This window comes from Pseudomonas paraglycinae (genome assembly GCF_021601625.1).
Lineage (GTDB): Bacteria > Pseudomonadota > Gammaproteobacteria > Pseudomonadales > Pseudomonadaceae > Aquipseudomonas > Aquipseudomonas paraglycinae.
On sequence record NZ_BQHR01000008.1, the window covers coordinates 285395 to 302742 of the forward strand.

General features: G+C 60.1%; 14 protein-coding genes, 6 tRNA genes and 2 pseudogenes. 9 read left to right on the plus strand and 13 right to left on the minus strand.

The window, feature by feature from the left end; all coding sequences use genetic code 11:
• Positions 1-18 precede the first annotated feature (18 nt).
• A complete protein-coding gene (locus L6D82_RS14595) occupies positions 19-426 on the plus strand; it encodes a PA2817 family protein (protein WP_007950758.1) in 408 nt (135 codons plus the stop codon).
• Positions 427-483: 57 nt separating this feature from the next.
• Here L6D82_RS14595 and L6D82_RS14600 read toward each other — a convergent pair whose 3' ends face one another.
• The gene (locus tag L6D82_RS14600; protein ID WP_236189835.1) at positions 484-1479 is read right to left on the minus strand and encodes a LysR family transcriptional regulator; all 996 of its coding nucleotides are present in this window, start codon (positions 1477-1479) and stop codon (positions 484-486) included.
• Between the two features lie 90 nt (positions 1480-1569).
• On the opposite strand from L6D82_RS14600, the gene L6D82_RS14605 reads away from it, so the two are divergent.
• The 4 genes from L6D82_RS14605 to L6D82_RS14620 all read left to right on the plus strand — a co-directional run bounded on the left by L6D82_RS14605 (position 1570) and on the right by L6D82_RS14620 (position 5675).
• Positions 1570-2196: an alanyl-tRNA editing protein gene (locus L6D82_RS14605; RefSeq protein WP_085745073.1), complete on the plus strand. Its 627-nt coding sequence runs from the start codon at positions 1570-1572 to the stop codon at positions 2194-2196.
• 90 nt (positions 2197-2286) lie between these two features.
• Complete coding sequence (locus tag L6D82_RS14610; protein WP_007952184.1) at positions 2287-3057, plus strand: 2OG-Fe(II) oxygenase; 771 nt, start codon at positions 2287-2289, stop codon at positions 3055-3057.
• A 1-nt stretch (position 3058) separates the two neighbouring features.
• Entirely contained in the window at positions 3059-3697 is a 639-nt protein-coding gene (locus tag L6D82_RS14615; RefSeq protein ID WP_236189838.1) for a LysE family translocator, read from the plus strand.
• 238 nt (positions 3698-3935) lie between these two features.
• Complete coding sequence (locus L6D82_RS14620; protein ID WP_236189840.1) at positions 3936-5675, plus strand: dipeptidase; 1740 nt, start codon at positions 3936-3938, stop codon at positions 5673-5675.
• 62 nt (positions 5676-5737) lie between these two features.
• On the opposite strand, the gene L6D82_RS14625 is transcribed toward L6D82_RS14620, so the two are convergent.
• From L6D82_RS14625 to L6D82_RS14655, 7 genes are all read right to left on the minus strand, one after another.
• Positions 5738-7099 (minus strand): MATE family efflux transporter, encoded by a 1362-nt coding sequence (locus L6D82_RS14625; RefSeq protein WP_236189842.1) that lies wholly within the window; start codon positions 7097-7099, stop codon positions 5738-5740.
• Between the two features lie 206 nt (positions 7100-7305).
• Positions 7306-7381 (minus strand) — tRNA-Gly (locus tag L6D82_RS14630).
• A 2-nt stretch (positions 7382-7383) separates the two neighbouring features.
• Positions 7384-7459 (minus strand) — tRNA-Glu (locus L6D82_RS14635).
• Between the two features lie 58 nt (positions 7460-7517).
• A tRNA-Gly gene (locus tag L6D82_RS14640) sits at positions 7518-7593 on the minus strand.
• Positions 7594-7596: 3 nt separating this feature from the next.
• Positions 7597-7672 (minus strand) — tRNA-Glu (locus tag L6D82_RS14645).
• A gap of 104 nt (positions 7673-7776) precedes the next feature.
• Positions 7777-7852 (minus strand) — tRNA-Gly (locus L6D82_RS14650).
• Positions 7853-7854: 2 nt separating this feature from the next.
• Positions 7855-7930, minus strand: a tRNA-Glu gene (locus L6D82_RS14655).
• 388 nt (positions 7931-8318) lie between these two features.
• Here L6D82_RS14655 and L6D82_RS14660 point away from each other — a divergent pair.
• A complete protein-coding gene (locus L6D82_RS14660; RefSeq protein ID WP_173892861.1) occupies positions 8319-9077 on the plus strand; it encodes a hypothetical protein in 759 nt (252 codons plus the stop codon).
• Between the two features lie 646 nt (positions 9078-9723).
• Here the strand turns inward: L6D82_RS14660 and L6D82_RS28680 are convergent.
• The 4 genes and pseudogenes from L6D82_RS28680 to L6D82_RS14675 form a co-directional block, all read right to left on the minus strand.
• Positions 9724-10605 (minus strand): methyl-accepting chemotaxis protein, encoded by an 882-nt coding sequence (locus L6D82_RS28680; protein WP_371857911.1) that lies wholly within the window; start codon positions 10603-10605, stop codon positions 9724-9726.
• Positions 10585-11688: pseudogene (locus L6D82_RS28685) on the minus strand (HAMP domain-containing protein); the annotation flags it as partial. The pseudogene L6D82_RS28685 and the gene L6D82_RS28680, both read right to left, overlap by 21 nt.
• A 108-nt stretch (positions 11689-11796) precedes the next feature.
• Complete coding sequence (locus L6D82_RS14670; protein WP_134023623.1) at positions 11797-13197, minus strand: aminotransferase-like domain-containing protein; 1401 nt, start codon at positions 13195-13197, stop codon at positions 11797-11799.
• A 195-nt stretch (positions 13198-13392) separates the two neighbouring features.
• On the minus strand, positions 13393-14154 hold the full coding sequence (locus L6D82_RS14675; protein WP_007917441.1) for an SDR family oxidoreductase: 762 nt from the start codon (positions 14152-14154) through the stop codon (positions 13393-13395).
• 228 nt (positions 14155-14382) lie between these two features.
• Here L6D82_RS14675 and L6D82_RS14680 point away from each other — a divergent pair, with 228 nt between their 5' ends.
• Positions 14383-15387 carry an NADP-dependent oxidoreductase gene (locus L6D82_RS14680; protein WP_236189846.1) on the plus strand — a complete coding sequence of 335 codons (1005 nt, stop codon included), beginning with the start codon at positions 14383-14385 and terminating at the stop codon, positions 15385-15387.
• Positions 15388-15439: 52 nt separating this feature from the next.
• Here L6D82_RS14680 and pyrF read toward each other — a convergent pair whose 3' ends face one another.
• Complete coding sequence (pyrF, locus tag L6D82_RS14685; protein WP_007960372.1) at positions 15440-16138, minus strand: orotidine-5'-phosphate decarboxylase; 699 nt, start codon at positions 16136-16138, stop codon at positions 15440-15442.
• Between the two features lie 295 nt (positions 16139-16433).
• Here pyrF and L6D82_RS14690 point away from each other — a divergent pair, with 295 nt between their 5' ends.
• Together L6D82_RS14690 and L6D82_RS14695 are read left to right on the plus strand one after the other, a co-directional pair.
• The gene (locus L6D82_RS14690) at positions 16434-17183 is read left to right on the plus strand and encodes a response regulator (protein WP_085607468.1); all 750 of its coding nucleotides are present in this window, start codon (positions 16434-16436) and stop codon (positions 17181-17183) included.
• Positions 17183-17348 (plus strand): annotated as a pseudogene (locus L6D82_RS14695) (two-component sensor histidine kinase); the annotation flags it as partial. The gene L6D82_RS14690 and the pseudogene L6D82_RS14695, both read left to right, overlap by 1 nt.

A 17348-nucleotide genomic window follows, 5' to 3' on the forward strand; every position in this document is an offset into this window, starting at 1 on the left:
CTCTTGAGGACTTATCTCGTGTCCAACGTCGTTGCCGATCATCTGGTTTTGCTCGACCACCTGCGCAGTATCCTGGTCGCCGTAGGTGAGGCCGATCAGGTTCCCGAAGAAAGCCATGCCCTGTTCCTGGAGCGTTTCGATGAACTGCTGGCGTCACTGCCGATCGAGCCGATCGAAAGCCAATACCTGGGCCAGGACATCCTGACTCAAGTGATTACCCGTTACCCGCAAATTGCCCACCTGATCCCGCGGGATCTTCTGTGGTTCTTCGCCGGCGACTGCCTGCATTACCTGTCCGACGAAGAAATCGACATGTACCAGGCGCTGGAAGAACGCCGCTACGAAGCCGAACAGAACGATGAACCGTTCGACTGGAACCAGGAAAAACAGCTGCTGGCGATGTCCGCCCAGGACAGCAAGCACTGATTTTCGCCCGATAAAAAAGGCCCGCATGGTGATCCATGCGGGCCTTTTTTTATCGGGTCAGAGCAACCCTTCACTCTCGGGCAATTCGTACTCCGCCAACGGTTTTGAACCGCCGGATTTTGCCGGCTTGCTCAGGGTCGGCTCTTTCTCCAGGCACTCCACCAGATAGTCGATGAACACCCGCAGCTTCGGCGGCAGATAACGCGTCGGCGAGTGCAGCAACCACAACCCGCCGTGGTACGACGCCAGGAACGTCCAGTCCGGCAGCACCTGCACGATCAGCCCCTGCTCCAGGGCATAACGAGCGGTGAAATACGGCAGGCTGCCAATGCCGATGTGCTGCAACACGGCGCCCAGACGCACGCCGGTGTGATTGGCGGCATACCGCCCGCGCACGCCGACAGTGACGGCTTTCGTGCCTTTCTTGAATTTCCAGCGCGCATCGCTCGGGGTTTCGCCCAGGTAAATGCAACTGTGGTTAAGCAAGTCATGGGGATGAGTCGGCGTCCCGTGTTCGGCCAGATACTGCGGCGTCGCGCAGAGCAAATGGTCGATGGTCAACAGTTGTCGTCCCACCAGTCCAGCCGGTGGACGGTCCGTGATGCGAATGGCCAGGTCGACATGGTCGTCGATAAGATCGACCTGGCGGTCCTCCAGCAACAGCTCCACGTCGACCTTCGGATAGTGCCGCAGAAACTCCGGCATGTGCGGATGAATCACGAAGCGCCCCACCGCTTTCGGCACGCTGACCCGCACCAGCCCCTCGGCTTCGTGGGTGAACTGGCCGCTGATCTCCATCACCGACTTCGCCGCGCTGACCATTTCCTGACAGCGTTTGAACACCTCTTCTCCGCCATCGCTCAAGCGCAGTTTGCGCGTGGTGCGTTGCAGCAGCCGCGTGGCCAGCGCCTTCTCCAGCCGGGAAATGCTGCGGCTGACTGCCGATGGCGATGAGCCCAATTGGCGAGCGGCTTCGGAGAAGCTGCCGGTCTCTACGACCTTGACGAAAATCGCCATTTCACCGAGCAGCGGCAGTGGAAGATTTATGCTCACAGCGCAACAGTCCTTTGATGTTTGAACGGATTATCACGTTATTGCACGATTCATATAATTAAAAAAGAAACTTTAATAAGGGCATGGAATATGACGCTTCGCCTCTTTTTCCATAGTGATGACCTCAAGGCCAATGTGGAAGTCCTCGACTGCACGCCCCACGAGAACGAATTCGCCGTTGTGTTGCGCGCCACACTTTTTCATCCCCAGGGCGGTGGCCAACCCTGTGATACCGGCTGGATTGGCGACAGCCAGGTTCTGCGGGTCGTTCAGGAACCGGACCGGATCATTCATTTCGTCGATCAACCGGTGCCACTGGGCATGACCCAGATTCGCGTCGACGAAGAACGCCGCCGCTTCAACACCCGCATGCACTCTGCCGGGCATTTGATCGGCCACTTTGTCCAGGCCATGGGCTGGATGCCGATCAAGGCCCATCACTGGCCGGACGAGGGCCGGGTGCAATTCAAGCCCGGAGATTCGGCTCAGGAAGTCGATGCACAAGTCGTTCAATACGGCATCGGGCAATGGATCGAACACGATCTGCCACGCCTGACGTCCCTGCGCGAAGGCGCACGGGAAATCGGTTTCGGTGAACTGCCAGCCTATGGCTGCGGTGGCACCCATGTACGCAGCCTGAAGGATCTGGGCACAGTCACGATCGCGTCCCTTTCGCAGAAGAAAGGCACGTTGTCCGTCCACTACAGCGTGGATTGAGGATTTCGGGCGCTGCCAGATGCAGCGTCCGACGCCGGGGGAACCGCGTTCGCCGGTTCCGTTGACTATTCGATAGATGGACCTGAAACCATGATGCTTGACGTCGAGCGTCTCGATGAGACGTGCATAAAAAAACTGGCCAACGAAGAAGTCCTCGCCATCCGCGTCAAGGGTTTTCTGCCCCAGGCGCAGGCGATCCAGATTGGCGACAAGATCCTCGCGCCCGGCTTCGAGGGCTACATCAACGCGCCCAGTATCGGTCGTATCGGCATGGCGTTCTACGAGGCGGAAAACCAGCCGCTGCTGATCGAAGATTACTTCGAGCGCGCCACCAGCAACATCGCCGAGCTGCGTAACCGTTGCGCGCCCTATTCGTCACCGGTCGACACCCTGCGCTGCATGCTCGACGAATCCTGGCCGGCGGGTGCCCACCTGGAAAACCTTTACGGTCGCAAGATGTACGTCGGCCTGTCCCGGGTAGTGAAACCGGGCGTGTGCTTCCTGGCCCATCACGACATCTTCGCCAAGGACGCCCCGGAAAGTTTTCAGGCCCGCAGCCTCGAGGCGCAGTTCGCCTGCAACGTCTACCTCAACATGCCAACCGAAGGCGGCGCATTGCAGATGTGGGAAGACGACATTTCCCCGGACCGCTTCGATGAAATGCGCGGCGACAGCTACGGCATCGACCCGGCGCTGCTTGGCCCGCCCGCCCTCGAAGTACGCCCGGAGCCGGGGGATTTCATCATGTTCAATTCGCGTCGCATGCACTCGGTAACGCCGGGCGTGGCCGATCCGCGCTTGAGCCTTTCGTTTTTTGTCGGCTATCGCGGCAATGCTTCACCCCTGACTTTCTGGAGCTGAAATGACATCGAATTACCTGGGCGAGTTTCTGGCATTGGCCACCATCCACTTTCTGGCAGTGGTCGCTCCCGGCCCGGACTTCGCAGTGACCATTCGCCAGAGTGTGCGTTTCGGCCGCTTGGTCGGCATCTGCACGGCACTGGGCATCGGCGCGGGAATTTCCGTGCACGTGCTGTACACCCTGCTGGGCGTCGGCGCCTTGATGCACACCACGCCTTGGCTGCTGACCGTCGCCAAAGTGGTCGGCGGTGCTTACATCCTTTACCTCGGCGTCAGCCTGATACGCAGCAAACCCAAGACGACAATGGAAGGCGAAAAGACCAGCGACGAACCGTTGATTGAACAATCGCTGTTCAAGGCGTTTTCCACCGGTTTCCTGACCAACGCCACCAACCCCAAGGCCACGCTGTTTTTCCTGGCGATCTTCACCACGATCATCAACGCCAGCACACCTCTGCAAATCCAGGCCCTGTACGGGTTGTGGATGTGCGGGGTGAATGCGTTGTGGTTCGTGATCGTCGCGCTGTTCTTTTCCAGCAGCAAAGTGCGCGTGCAATTCATGCGCATGGGCCACTGGTTCGAGCGCAGCATGGGGGTGATTCTGATCCTGTTTGCCGGGCGTCTGGTGTTGTCGATGTAATCTGCGCCCATAAAAGAGGCTCGCACAGTCAAGCTGGCGAGCCTCTTTTGCTTTCGGGATCCGTTGTAAGTCCTGCCCTAGAGGCCTCAATCCTATTTTTTCGATTCAGTGTCATTTTTGCGACGTGTCTCACTTCGGGGGCTCCCCTATCACTCGCTGGTGGTGTTAGTTTGCGAAACCGTCTGACGCTTCGATCAGATACCTCCTACTCACTGCCTGCAAAGGAATGCCCTTAGCAATGGACTTTTCACTCAAGCAACTGGCCGCCTCGACGCTGATTCTCGCCAGCCTTTCGTCCGTCACACTGCCAGCCCACGCCAACCTGACCGAGCAGCAGAGCGCGACCATCCTCAATACATTCAACGAGGCAAAGGTCAGTGATTTCAGAGCGTTTCTCGGTGATCTGGCCAAGAACGACCTGAGCAAGACCGACGATCTGCGTCCAGCCATCAGCGCCTTCCTCGATAACAAGACGCTGACCGCCGAACAGCAAAACGAGATCCATCGCTTGCTCGGCCTCTACACCCGCGTGAAGTACGGCAAAGCCGCGCTGGAAACCCTGCGCGAACTGGTGGAAATCCCGACCTACCGCAAGGACGGTGTCGATCAGCACGACAACCCCGAGTTCATCAAGATCGCGGGCAAGATCAAGAATCTGGCCGAGTCTTTCGGCCTGAACTACCGTAACATCGACAACCGCGTTTACGAGATATCCCTCGACGGCAGCGGCAAGGACGTCGTCGGCATTCACGCTCACGCCGACGTGGTGCCGGTAACGCCGGAGAACTGGGTACTGAAGGACGGCACCAAACTTGATCCGTTCAAAGTCACACTGATCGGCGACCGCATGTACGGCCGTGGCACCGAGGACGACAAGAACGGCATCGTCGTAACGCTTTACGCCATGAAGGTGATCAAGGAAGAGAGGCTGCCACTGGCACGCAATTTCAAACTGCTGGTGGACACCACCGAAGAAACCACCGGTGACGCGATTCCTTACTATTTCGAACGCAACCCGACGCCGGAGTACAACCTGGCGCTGGACGGCGGCTATCCGGTGGTGATTGCCGAGAAAGGTTACGGCACCGTCATGGCCAGGTTCGCCAAGCGCAAGGCCGAGGGTAAAGGCGCGGAAATCATCTCGATGACCGGTGGCCTGGCGACCAACCAGATTCCATCGGTTTCGGTCGTCACGCTGGTGACCGACAAACCTGCCGAACTGGCGGCCAGCCTGCAAAAGGCCGGCACTGAATACGCCAAGCGCAATGGCGGCGATTTCGAAGTGAACGCCAAGGTCGATGGCAAAGACGTCAAACTCACCGTCACCGGTGTTTCCGCGCACTCGTCCGAGCCGGAATCCGGCGTCAACCCGGTCGCCCGCATGCTCGACTTCATCCACAGCGTGGACGGCAAGATCGCCCTCAAGCACAACCACATCACCGACGCTGCGCACTACGCCGCCGACAACTGGGGCCTGGACTACAAGGGCGGCAAGCTGGGCGTCGGTTTCGCCGATGACTTCATGGGCCCGCTGACCACTTCCCTGACCTACGTTGGCATGGACGACAAAACCTTCAAACTCGCGGTTAACCTGCGCGTGCCGAAGGGCAAGTCGCCGGAAGTGCTCAAGAGCGAAATCGCCGACAAACTGGCAGCCTGGAGCAAGAAGAACCATGTCGCGGTGAACTTCGACTATTCGATCGCCGAACCGATGTACCGCAACCCTGAAGGCGAATGGGTCAAGGCGCTGCTGGCGGTGGCCACCGAGAATCTGGGCATGAAACACGAATTCGGCACCTCGGCCGGCGCCACCTCGGTGCATGAACTGCCGAACGGCGTGCAATTCGGCCTGGCGCGACCGGAGGTCAAATACACCGGTCACACCGATGGCGAGTTCAAGACCGTTGACCAGTTCTTGCTGGACCTGCAGATCGTCACCGAAATGATGGGACGCATCGGGCAATTGCCAAAACTGTGATCCATACGTCAACGCCACAATGAACAAAGGCCCGTCGGTTCCCACCGACGGGCCTTTTCAATTCAGTCGACGACCGCCACACCCATTCGACTGCACACGAAAAACCGCCTCCCCATCAGCAGCATTGCCAGCGTCAATGCCGTAATCAGCCCCAGCCAGATGCCTTGCGGTCCCCAGCCCAACCCGAACGCCATCAGGCAACCGAACGGCAAGCCGACACCCCAGTAACAGAAAATCGCCAGCCACATGGGCACACGAGTGTCCTGCAAACCGCGCAAGGCGCCGGCGGACAGCATTTGCAACCCATCGGGAAACTGTAACGCTGCGGCGTACAGCAAAAGCGTCGAGGCGAGCGCGGTGACCGCTACATCCGCGCTGTACCAACCCGCTATCGTTTCATTGCCCAACAGCATGATCAGTACCGAAACGCTTTGCGCGACCAGGACGATGACGCAGCCCGCCCCGGCAGCCTGCCGGACGCCTTTGAAATCCCCCCGCCCCAACGCATGACCGACCCGAACGGTCGTGGCTTCAGCTACGGCCACCGGGATCATGAAACACAGCTGAGCCAGATTCACCGCGATCTGATGGGCCGACAGAAAAGTCGAGCCGAGGCGGCCAATCAGTAGCGAGGTGACAATGAACAGACTGCCCTGGGTCAAAATCGCGATGCCGATCGGTATTCCAACCCTCAACAAATCAACGATGCCGGCAAGACGCGGCGGATCGAAGCGGGCAAACAGCTGCAAATGCGCCAGCCGCTTGCCTCGCCAGAGGTGCGCAGCGAACAGCAACGCTTGCAGCCACATCATCAAGGCCGACGCGATGCCCAGTCCTTCAGCCCCCATCTCCACGAAACCCAACTTGCCATTGGTCAGCACATAACCCACTGGCGCCAGAAACAAGAGACCACCAAAACCGAAGACCATGGTCGGACGCATCCAGTGCATTCCTTCGCACAGATAGCGCATGCAGAAAAACAGGGTCAACGCCGGACTTCCCCAACGCACAGCCTGCAGAAAGGCCTGTGCCCCCGGAATAATTTCCGGTGCAATCCCCGCGGGTGCGAGCAGATGAGGCACAAGGCTCAGGAAAGCGAACATCAGCCCTCCCATGAACAGCGCCAACCACATGGCCTGGCGAAAGATCGGCCCAATCTCGTCTGTTCGCTCCGCGCCGTGTAAACGGGCGACTGAAGCGGTCAGCGCAATCAATGTTCCGATTGGCACCAGCATCGGCAGCCACAACAACGCCGTGCCGAGCGTGACGGCAGCCAAGGTATCGGTGCCGTGATTGCCCGCGATGAGGTTATCCACGAAAGCAATCAGCCCTGCGCACAGGTGCCCTATGACCAACGGAAGCGACAGCCATGCGGTTGCTCGAATCTCGTGCAGATGGCCGGGAGGTCTGATCGTTTGTGACATTAAGTGAGATCCTCGAATTCGATCACCCCCGCTTCAGCCATCAAGGCTGACGGGGCGGTCGTTATCTCAGAATCGGTCGAGGGCTGGCTGTCAGACGCTTCCGCAAATCACGGATTCACCGTAGGAAAGTTGTAACAGAGCGCAGCACGCACAAGAAACGCGCATACAAAAACTCCGCTCATCACTGAGCGGCGTTTTTGTGAATATGGAGCGGGAAACGAGACTCGAACTCGCGACCCCGACCTTGGCAAGGTCGTGCTCTACCAACTGAGCTATTCCCGCAATGGCGTCCCCTAGGGGACTCGAACCCCTGTTACCGCCGTGAAAGGGCGGTGTCCTAGGCCACTAGACGAAGGGGACAGGCTACAACTTTCACTAATAAAAACGCCGCTCTTTGCAAAGCGGCGCTTTTTGAATTTGGAGCGGGAAACGAGACTCGAACTCGCGACCCCGACCTTGGCAAGGTCGTGCTCTACCAACTGAGCTATTCCCGCAAATGGCGTCCCCTAGGGGACTCGAACCCCTGTTACCGCCGTGAAAGGGCGGTGTCCTAGGCCACTAGACGAAGGGGACACGCTACCCGGAACACATGGTGTGTGTTTCGGTGTCCAGATCCGTCTCCGAAGATCGGGTTCTGGTTTCACTCAGCACCGCCCGAAAGCGTTGCTGTTTAAAATTGGAGCGGGAAACGAGACTCGAACTCGCGACCCCGACCTTGGCAAGGTCGTGCTCTACCAACTGAGCTATTCCCGCATTGGCGTCCCCTAGGGGACTCGAACCCCTGTTACCGCCGTGAAAGGGCGGTGTCCTAGGCCACTAGACGAAGGGGACACACTACAACATTCACTCCCTGCCGCGTTTCGCTGTGTGCTTTACGCTGCAAGTGGCGCGCATTCTATGGATGGATTGAAAGGTCGTCAACCCCCAGATATAAATTTATTTAAATCAATGACTTCGACCTGCTTTACGGGCTGTTTCCGGCTTTTGCGTCGCCCGACGATTGACGCCTATATTCCGACACTCGCCAAGGCGTTATAGTCCACGGCACAGGTGATGGCAATCTGCACCCCAAGGGCCAGCATTTATATAAGCCGGTTCCTGGCCGATACAGATTCAGCTTCGCCGATCCAAACCCGTCGAGCGGCGCTAGGCTCCTCTATGCCAAGCCACTACACTCGCATGCGAACCCTATAAAGAGGTCTTACCGGTGACACCACTCATGATCACCCTGCTAGTCATAGCCGGGATCGCAATCTTGATCGCCATTGGCTACATGAACCATGTGGTGGAAAACACCAAACTGGAGAAGGCCCGCACCAAGGTCGAACTCAACGACCGCCTGCGCCGTTGCGGCGAACTGACCGAAACCTTCCCCGGCCAGTTCATGACCCCGGCCCTCAAGCTGCTGCTGACCCGCCTTGAGCTGAACGTCTGCCAGCGCCTGCTGAACCTGGAAAAGACCAGCGCCACCACCAAGGCCCGCATCACTGAACTCAGCGCCCTCGTCGCCCAGGGCGAATCGATCCCGGTCAACAACCCACCGGCCCCGATCCAGACCGAAGCCAAGGCCAAAGACGTCCGCTTCCTCCTCGAAGCCCTCCACGGCCAGATCACCCGCGCCGCCCAGGACGGCTTCCTGCCACCGAACGAAGCCAAACACTGGGTCCGCGAAGTACGCCACATCCTCGTACTGCTGCACATCGAGTTCTTCAACAACCTCGGCCAGCACGCCCTCCAGCAAAACCAACCAGGCCAGGCCCGCCTCGCCTTCGAACGCGGCGTGCAATACCTGCGCAAACAGCAGGACCCGCAAATCTACGCCGAACAACTCCAATACCTGGAAAAACTCCTGGCCCGCGCCAACGCCCAGGTCATGGACAAAATCGCCCCGGTCGAAGGCGAAGAAAACCAACTGACTGCCGGCCTCAAAGATGTCGAGGCTGACGCGGACTGGAAGAAAAAAGTGATTTACGACTGAGTGCAGTCAAAAAGAGAAGCCACCGAGAGGTGGCTTTTTTATTGCCTGAAAGAAGATCAAAAGCTTTCCCTCACCCTAGCCCTCTCCCGGAGGGAGAGGGAACTGACCGCGCTGTTTGGAAGAGGTACGCCGACGTGAAAGACCGAGTCGCACTCGGGTTTTGAAATGTATGCAACTCAACTCACACTGCTGCACCTGCTGCACCTGCTGCACCTGCTGCACCTTACACCTTGCACCTTCTGCATCCTCTGCTTCTTCTACTCTTGCTTCTGCTTCTGCTTTGGCTTCCCACCACTCAACACAATGAGCGTTAGCTCGAGTACCGCTTTTGACGTGCCGGCCCCATCGGAAGGCTGAGTGGAGGGATTTATCCGGGGGTGGGAGCGCAGCGACCGTGCGGCGCAGCCGCATGCATCGAGAGGAGGTGCAGCGAAGCAAACCGTAGGCGATGCCCCCGGATGAATCCCGGAACGAAGGAACACCGAGCCAAAGCGAGGTGCCGAACGCAGGGGCCCAGCCTTTTGGTTCCTTTTTGGCGTTTGAAAAAGGGACTCGCCGTAAGGGCGAAACCGCCAGCCGGAGCACCCGTAGAAACGGATATGAACGCAATAAAACGCGAACCTGGTCGGCCCAAAGGCCGCCAAGGTCAAAGCCGAAAGTGCCCCACCATCCCCCGCAACTCACTCCCCAACTGCGCCAGCTCAACACTCGAAGCCGCATTCCCGCGCATGGCAATCGAAGACTGATCCGCACTCGCCCGAATACTCGTCACACTGCGATTGATCTCCTCGGCCACCGAACTCTGCTCCTCGGCCGCCGCCGCAATCTGCTGGTTCATCTGCTGAATCAACGAAACCGCCGCCGCAATACTCCCCAGTGCGCTTTCGGTCTGCAACGCATCACTCACCGCCAGCTTCACCAACTCGCCACTGCTCTGAATCTGCTGCACCGACGAATGCGCCGCCGAACGCAAGGCACTGACCAGCCGCTCGATCTCCTCGGTCGACTGCTGCGTGCGCCGGGCCAGCGCCCGCACCTCATCGGCGACCACCGCAAAGCCCCTGCCCTGCTCGCCCGCCCGCGCCGCTTCGATCGCGGCGTTGAGCGCCAGCAGATTGGTCTGCTCGGCAACACTCTTGATCACTTCCAGCACCGTGCCGATGTTCTGGATTTCCGCGCTCAGACTTTCGATGCTCGAACTGGCCGAAGTCGCCGAGTCCGCCAGTTGCTCGATCCGCGCCATGCTCTGACGCACCACCTGCTGACCGCTTTCGACCTTGCCATCAGCGGTCTGCGCTGCGAGCGCCGCTTCTTCGGCGTTGCGCGCCACATCATGAACGGTGGCGGTCATCTGGTTCATCGCCGTCGCCACCTGTTCGGTTTCCTCTTTCTGGCTGCTGACCTCAAGGTTGGTCTGCTCGGTCACCGCCGACAGCGATTGCGCTGAACTCGCCAACTGCTCGATCCCCGCCTGCAACCCGCTGACAATCGTGCTCAGGCCCGCACCCATCTGCTGCATGGCCAGCATCAGTTGGCCGATTTCGTCGCGACGGGAGACCTCGATCGTTGCGCTCAGATCACCGGCTGCAATTTGTTGCGCCACATGAATCACGCTGCGCAACGGTGCGACGATCAGCCGGGTAATCACCCACGCCGCAATCAGCCCCACCAGCAACGCCAGCGCCGATGATCCAATGATCAGCACCGAATTCTTTTTCAGTTCGCCCTGCATCGCGGCATCTTGCGCGACATAGGCCTGTTGGACCCGCGCCACGACTTCGTCGGCCCGTTGGTGCAGCTGTTGATAAACGGTCTTTTCCTGGGCCAGCAATCCGGTGTACTCGGCCAGCTTGTCGCTGAAACCGGCAATGTGTCCGGACACTTCATTGAGTACCGTCAGGTAACCCTCGTCCTTGACCGTGGACTTGAGCTGCTCAGCCTGCGCCTGGGCTTGCGCAGCCTGTTCGATATTGCCTTGGCCGGCGCTGTCGTCACCCTTGCGGCTTTGATCCAGTCGCACCCGCGCTTCGCTCATCGCCTGCAACATCAAGCGCGAAACCTGGCTGACCTGACCGGCCTGCTCGATGAATTGCGCGCCGTCCTTGCCCTCGCTGTCTTTCAGGGTGTACACGCCGTCGTCGGCCAGACCGGCCTGCAACACATCGAGATTGTTGGCGACGCTGGACACCGACCAACTGGCCATCTCCAGCGCCAGGTCCTTGGCCTGGGACAACGAGACGAATTCATCGAACGCCTTGCGGTAAGCGCTCAATGACTGTTGGACGTCGTTCATGACCGACTCATTGCCCGGCGACAAAATCTTGAGCTGGTCGGCCATGGCGATCAGACCGTCGACACCCTCATGCAAGGCATCGACGGTTTTCGGGTTGCCGTGCAAGGCGTAGTCCTGCTCCAGCAGCCGCACCTTGAGCAAGCCACTGTTGAGCGATGACATCTGCTTGAGGCCGTCGAAGCGCTGACTGATGGTTTGCAGGGACCAGACGCCAATGGCTGCCACCAGTGCAGTCAGCAGCAACACCAGCACAAACCCGATACCCAGTTTTTTTGCCATACCGAGGTTGGCAAAACGTCCTTGCACGGCCGAAATCATTGCGCGTAGTCCCCTGCCATAGTCTGTTGTCGAAGATTCGCAACGGCCTTGAACCAGCACAAGTCTCTGGCGTCGGAATAATGGCAAAAAGCTACGCACGCGTCGTTTTCAGAACGCTTGAGGTCGATCCACGGTCGTGCTGCGAAAAAACTGTCGTGCTCGGGGATCACAGGCGTAAGCCACGTTGATGCGCTGCCAGTCGCAGGCTTCGCCACTGGGGCTGAACGAGGTTGCACAAGCCAGTTGCACCCCGCAGCGCGAGGCATGCCTGCGCAAATGCGCTTCATCCGCCAGCGGCGCGCGCGCCCAGATGAACAGGCCGCCCGTGGGCTTGCCGAATACTTCCCATTCGGCATCTTCCAGGGCCTGCAAAGCCGCCGCACGATCAGTATTGAGGCGCTGGCGCTGGCGCTGCACCAGTTTGCGATAGGCGCCACTGGCCAGCATCCCGGCCAGCACCGCCTCGCAGAACCTCGAGGTGCCCATGCAACTGATCGTCTTGATCCGCGCCATCCGCTCGATCAGCTCGCCATCGGCCAACACGAAACCCACTCGCAGCGAGCTGCTCAGGGTCTTGGAAAAGCTGCCGACGTAAATCACCCGTCCCTCGTCATCCAGCGCTGCCAGTCGAGTGCCGCTGCCATTGTGCAGGTCAGCGTAAACATCATCTTCGATCAGCCGCAGATCGTAGAGCCTGCTCAACTCCAGGATACGTCGGGCGACCGCCGGCAGCAGGCAACTGCCCGTGGGATTGTGATGGTGACTGTTGATGAACAACGCGGCGGGCCGAAACTGTTGCAGCAACGCCTCGAGCGCCTCGAGATCCGGCCCGCCCGGCGTGCGGCGAACCTCCAGCATGCGCACGCCGTGCAAGCGCAGGAGATCGAACAGCGGCGCATAACCGGGCGTCTCGACCACCACGCAATCACCGGCCTTGAACAGGGTACGCACGATCAGGTCCAGTCCGTGGCTGGCGCCGGCGGTGGTCATCACCTGTTCTGCCACGGCCCTGATACTCAGCAATCCCAGGCGCTTGATGATCTGTTCGCGTAACGCCGGCAGCCCCAGAGGCGTGCTGTAGTTGAACAGACTGGCCATGTCGGCGCGCGCCACTTCGCGGATCGCATAGGCGAGATCATCGGGCTCGCGCCAACTCTCCGGCAGGACGCCACTTCCCAGCGTCAAACCGCCGCGCCATCGGGCGGCTGGATCCCCCCCGCTGCGCTCTCCCTCACACCCGGTGCCATCGATCGCCTTGCAGCAATCGGGCAATGAAGACGCCACCATAAATCCCGAGCCCTGACGCGAGGCCAGAACCCCTTGCGCCACAAGGCGCTCGCAAGCTTCCATGACGCAGGACTGGCTGAGCAGATTGCACCGTGCGATCTCTCGCACGGAGGGCAGACGCGTCGTCGGCGGCACTTGCCCCTGCATGATCCACTCGGTCAACCCGTCAACAATCTGCTGTACGACCGGCACCATTGCCTGTCGGTCAATTCTCAATTCCATGAGCGCGCAAACTCCTGTCCGTTTTTGCTGGCGGCAGTAAATCACAGCCACGTCCTTGAGACTGTGCGACAAAACCGCCAAAAACCTCCTTTCTCAATATTTGAAACACATTGTTTAGCGAATTCACGGAGCCGCCCCCGAGACGAAAAAAGCCCGCCGATGGGCGGGCTCGTTCATGCATCAGCCAATGGCCTCTCAGAAGGCGGTCACGCCACCATCCACGGCCAGCGAATGGCCGGTGGTAAACGCTGCGCCATCACTGCACAGGTACAGCACGGCGCTGGCAATTTCCTCGACCTTGCCGATGCGCCCGACCGGGTGCATGGCGTTGGCGAATTCGCCTTTTTTCGGATCCGCTTCGTAGGCGCGGCGGAACATGTCGGTGTCGATCACTGCCGGGCATACGGCGTTGACGCGGATTTTCTTCTTGGCGTATTCGATCGCAGCCGATTTGGTCAGGCCGATCACCGCATGCTTGGAAGCCGCGTAGATGCTCATCTTCGGCGCAGCGCCCAATCCAGCCACCGACGCGGTATTGACGATCGCCCCGCCGCCCTGGGCCAGCAGCAACGGCAACTGGTACTTCATGCACAGCCAGACGCCTTTGACGTTGACACCCATGATCGCGTCGAACTCGTCCATCGAGCCTTCGGCCAGTTTGCCCTTCTCGATTTCGATCCCGGCATTGTTGAAGGCATAGTCGAGACGGCCGTAGGTATTGATTACCTCGTCCATCAGATTCTTCACTTCGCTTTCGACGGTCACGTTGCAGCGCACGAAGGTCGCTTCGCCACCGGCTGTACGAATCAGCGCCACAGTGCCCTCGCCCCCGGCCGCATCCAGATCGGCCACCACCACTTTCAGACCTTCGGCGGCGAATGCCTGGGCCGTCGCGCGGCCGATGCCGTTGGCCGCGCCGGTGACGACGGCTACCTGACCGGAAAACGTCATGCTCATTGTTATGTCCTCGAATGCGGGGGGATTGATGAAGGCAGCATAGCCACAGGGGCCTGAGTGACGTCAGCACTATCAAAAGGCCGGTTAGGCTTGCATGAATCGCAGTGATGAAACCCAGCTCGGGACTATCACCGAACTGGATCAACCTGCATTCGCCCCATGAGCCAACCTTGCGGCATCGCCCATGAAGGTCTATCAACAAGGCTTCATTCAATTCGAGTGCCTGTCATGACCAACCAGACCAATCGCCAGTTCCTGCTCGCCAAACGCCCGGTGGGCGCCGCCACCCGCGAGACCTTCACCTATCAGGAAGTACCGGTCGGCGAGCCGGCGGCGGGGCAGATTCTGGTCAAGAACGAATACCTGTCCCTCGACCCGGCCATGCGCGGCTGGATGAATGAAGGCAAATCCTACATTCCACCGGTAGGTCTGGGCGAAGTCATGCGCGCGCTGGGCGTAGGCAAAGTAGTCGCGTCGAACAATCCGGGGTTCGCCGTCGGCGACTACGTCAACGGTGCCATTGGCGTGCAGGATTATTTCCTTGGCGAGCCAAAAGGTTTCTACAAGGTCGATCCGAAACTGGCACCGCTGCCGGTTTATCTGTCCGCACTGGGCATGACCGGCATGACCGCCTACTTCGCCCTGCTCAATGTCGGCGCACCGAAGGCCGGCGACACCGTGGTGTTGTCCGGTGCAGCGGGCGCTGTCGGCAGCATCGCCGGGCAGATCGCCAAAATCAAAGGATGCCGGGTGGTCGGCATCGCCGGCGGCGCGGACAAGTGCAAATTCCTGATCGATGAACTGGGCTTCGACGGCGCCATCGACTACAAAAGCGAAGACGTGCTCGCCGGCCTCAAGCGCGAATGCCCGAAAGGCGTGGACGTGTATTTCGACAACGTCGGCGGCGACATCCTCGACGCGGTGCTGAGCCGTCTGAACTTCAAGGCGCGTGTGGTGATCTGCGGCGCGATCAGCCAGTACAACAACAAGGAAGCGGTCAAAGGCCCGGCCAACTACTTGTCGCTGCTGGTCAACCGCGCGCGGATGGAAGGCTTCGTGGTGATGGATTACGCCGCGCAGTACGCCACTGCCGCCCAGGAAATGGCCGGCTGGATGGCCAAGGGTCAGCTCAAGAGCAAGGAAGACATCGTCGAAGGCCTGGAAACCTTCCCGGAAACCCTGGGCAAACTGTTCAGCGGCGAGAACTTCGGCAAACTGGTGTTGAAGGTCTGAAAACAAAGAAGGGAGCCATCGGGCTCCCTTCTTTGATGCTTCAGCTGTTCGCTCAGGCCAGTTCGGCAACCACCGAGGCCAGCGCCTTGGCCGGATCCGCCGCCTGGCTGATTGGACGGCCGATCACCAGATAGTCGGAACCGGCATCCAGCGCCTGACGCGGGGTCAGGATGCGACGCTGGTCGTCCTGGGCGCTGCCCGCCGGACGAATCCCCGGGGTCACCAGTTGCAGCGAAGGATGCGCGGTTTTCAGCGCAGTGGCTTCCAGCGCCGAGCACACCAGACCGTCCATCCCGGCCTTTTCGGCCAGCGCCGCCAGACGCAGCACCTGCTCCTGCGGCTCGATGTCCAGACCGATACCCGCCAGATCCTCGCGCTCCATGCTGGTCAGCACGGTCACGCCGATCAGCAACGGCTGCGGGCCGCTGCGCTTGTCCAGCTCTTCACGGCAGGCCGCCATCATGCGCAGGCCGCCGGAGCAGTGAACGTTGACCATCCACACGCCCATCTCGGCAGCAGCCTTGACCGCCATCGCGGTGGTGTTGGGAATGTCGTGGAATTTCAGGTCGAGGAATACTTCAAAACCCTTGTCACGCAGGGTGCCGACGATTTCCGCGGCGCAACTGGTGAACAGTTCCTTGCCCACTTTGACCCGGCACAGTTTCGGGTCCAACTGGTCGGCCAGCTTCAGTGCGGCGTCACGGGTAGGGAAATCCAGGGCGACGATGATAGGAGTCTGGCAGGCGGACATGGATGGGCTCTCAGGCAAGTCGAAATCGGCGCGCATTGTAGCGGAACCGGCGGCGGCGCGGCACCCGATGATCGGTAAATCGTCGCGCCAACCGTGATCAGCATAGCCTTGCAGGGTATTGTGTCGAACCCGATACACAACCGACACGCCGACAACATGCGCCCGCGCTAGCCTCGCCAGCCGCAACAAGTCCTTACAGCAGCCCTTCCCGCCTCACGGCCGGACGCCTATGCTGAAACCACAACCTCGCAGCCTATCTTTGTGGTTGGCGGCCTACTGGCAGATGAACAGCCTCATGCACAACTCCCAAGCCTCCGTGAACGACGAGCAGAAAGACGACAAGCGCTGGAGCATCCGTGCCCTGATCGTCGACGATGACGTGCCGATCCGCGAACTGATGATCGACTACTTGGCCCGCTTCAACATTCACGCCAGCGGCGTCACCGACGGTGCGGCCATGCGCCAGGCGATGCAGGCCGAGCATTTCGACGTGGTGGTGCTCGACCTTATGCTGCCCGGCGAAGACGGTCTGTCGCTGTGCCGCTGGCTGCGCGCGGAGTCCGACATCCCGATCCTGATGCTCACCGCCCGCTGCGAACCCACCGACCGGATCATCGGCCTGGAACTGGGCGCCGATGACTACATGGCCAAACCGTTCGAACCACGGGAACTGGTGGCGCGGATCCAGACGATTCTGCGTCGGGTGCGCGACGACCGCACCGAACAGCGTGCGAACATTCGCTTCGATAACTGGCGCCTGAACAGCGTGCTGCGCCAGTTGATCGCCGACGACGGGCTGGTGGTGCCGCTGTCCAACGCCGAGTTCCGCCTGCTCTGGGTGTTCATCGAACGTCCGCGCCGGGTGCTCAGCCGCGAACAGTTGCTGGACGCTGCCCGTGGCCGCTCGATCGAAGCATTCGACCGCAGCATCGACCTGCTGGTCTCGCGTCTGCGGCAAAAACTCGGCGACGACCCGAAAGCCCCGCAACTGATCAAGACCGTACGGGGTGAAGGCTACCTGTTCGACGCCCGGGACATTGGCTGATGCGAGCGCGCTTCGACACGCTGTTCGGCCGCCTGTTTGGCATGCTGTTGGTGGCGATTGTCCTGGCGCACCTGCTGGCCTTCGCCTGGTTCCGCCTCTACGGCCCACCGCCCCCGCCACCGCCGCCGGAGTTCTCGCAAAACCTCGACGGTCAACAGCCGGCTC

Excerpts from the sequence above, each read along its gene's own strand:
- L6D82_RS14605 (WP_085745073.1), top strand. The coding sequence starts at position 1,570 with ATGACGCTTCGCCTCTTTTTCCATAGTGATGACCTCAAGGCCAATGTG.
- L6D82_RS14610 (WP_007952184.1), top strand. The coding sequence starts at position 2,287 with ATGATGCTTGACGTCGAGCGTCTCGATGAGACGTGCATAAAAAAACTG.
- L6D82_RS14615 (WP_236189838.1), top strand. The coding sequence starts at position 3,059 with ATGACATCGAATTACCTGGGCGAGTTTCTGGCATTGGCCACCATCCAC.
- L6D82_RS14620 (WP_236189840.1), top strand. The coding sequence starts at position 3,936 with ATGGACTTTTCACTCAAGCAACTGGCCGCCTCGACGCTGATTCTCGCC.
- L6D82_RS14625 (WP_236189842.1), bottom strand. The coding sequence starts at position 7,099 with ATGTCACAAACGATCAGACCTCCCGGCCATCTGCACGAGATTCGAGCA.
- L6D82_RS14660 (WP_173892861.1), top strand. The coding sequence starts at position 8,319 with ATGATCACCCTGCTAGTCATAGCCGGGATCGCAATCTTGATCGCCATT.
- L6D82_RS28680 (WP_371857911.1), bottom strand. The coding sequence starts at position 10,605 with ATGCTGGCCATGCAGCAGATGGGTGCGGGCCTGAGCACGATTGTCAGC.
- L6D82_RS14670 (WP_134023623.1), bottom strand. The coding sequence starts at position 13,197 with ATGGAATTGAGAATTGACCGACAGGCAATGGTGCCGGTCGTACAGCAG.
- L6D82_RS14675 (WP_007917441.1), bottom strand. The coding sequence starts at position 14,154 with ATGAGCATGACGTTTTCCGGTCAGGTAGCCGTCGTCACCGGCGCGGCC.
- L6D82_RS14680 (WP_236189846.1), top strand. The coding sequence starts at position 14,383 with ATGACCAACCAGACCAATCGCCAGTTCCTGCTCGCCAAACGCCCGGTG.
- pyrF (WP_007960372.1), bottom strand. The coding sequence starts at position 16,138 with ATGTCCGCCTGCCAGACTCCTATCATCGTCGCCCTGGATTTCCCTACC.
- L6D82_RS14690 (WP_085607468.1), top strand. The coding sequence starts at position 16,434 with ATGCACAACTCCCAAGCCTCCGTGAACGACGAGCAGAAAGACGACAAG.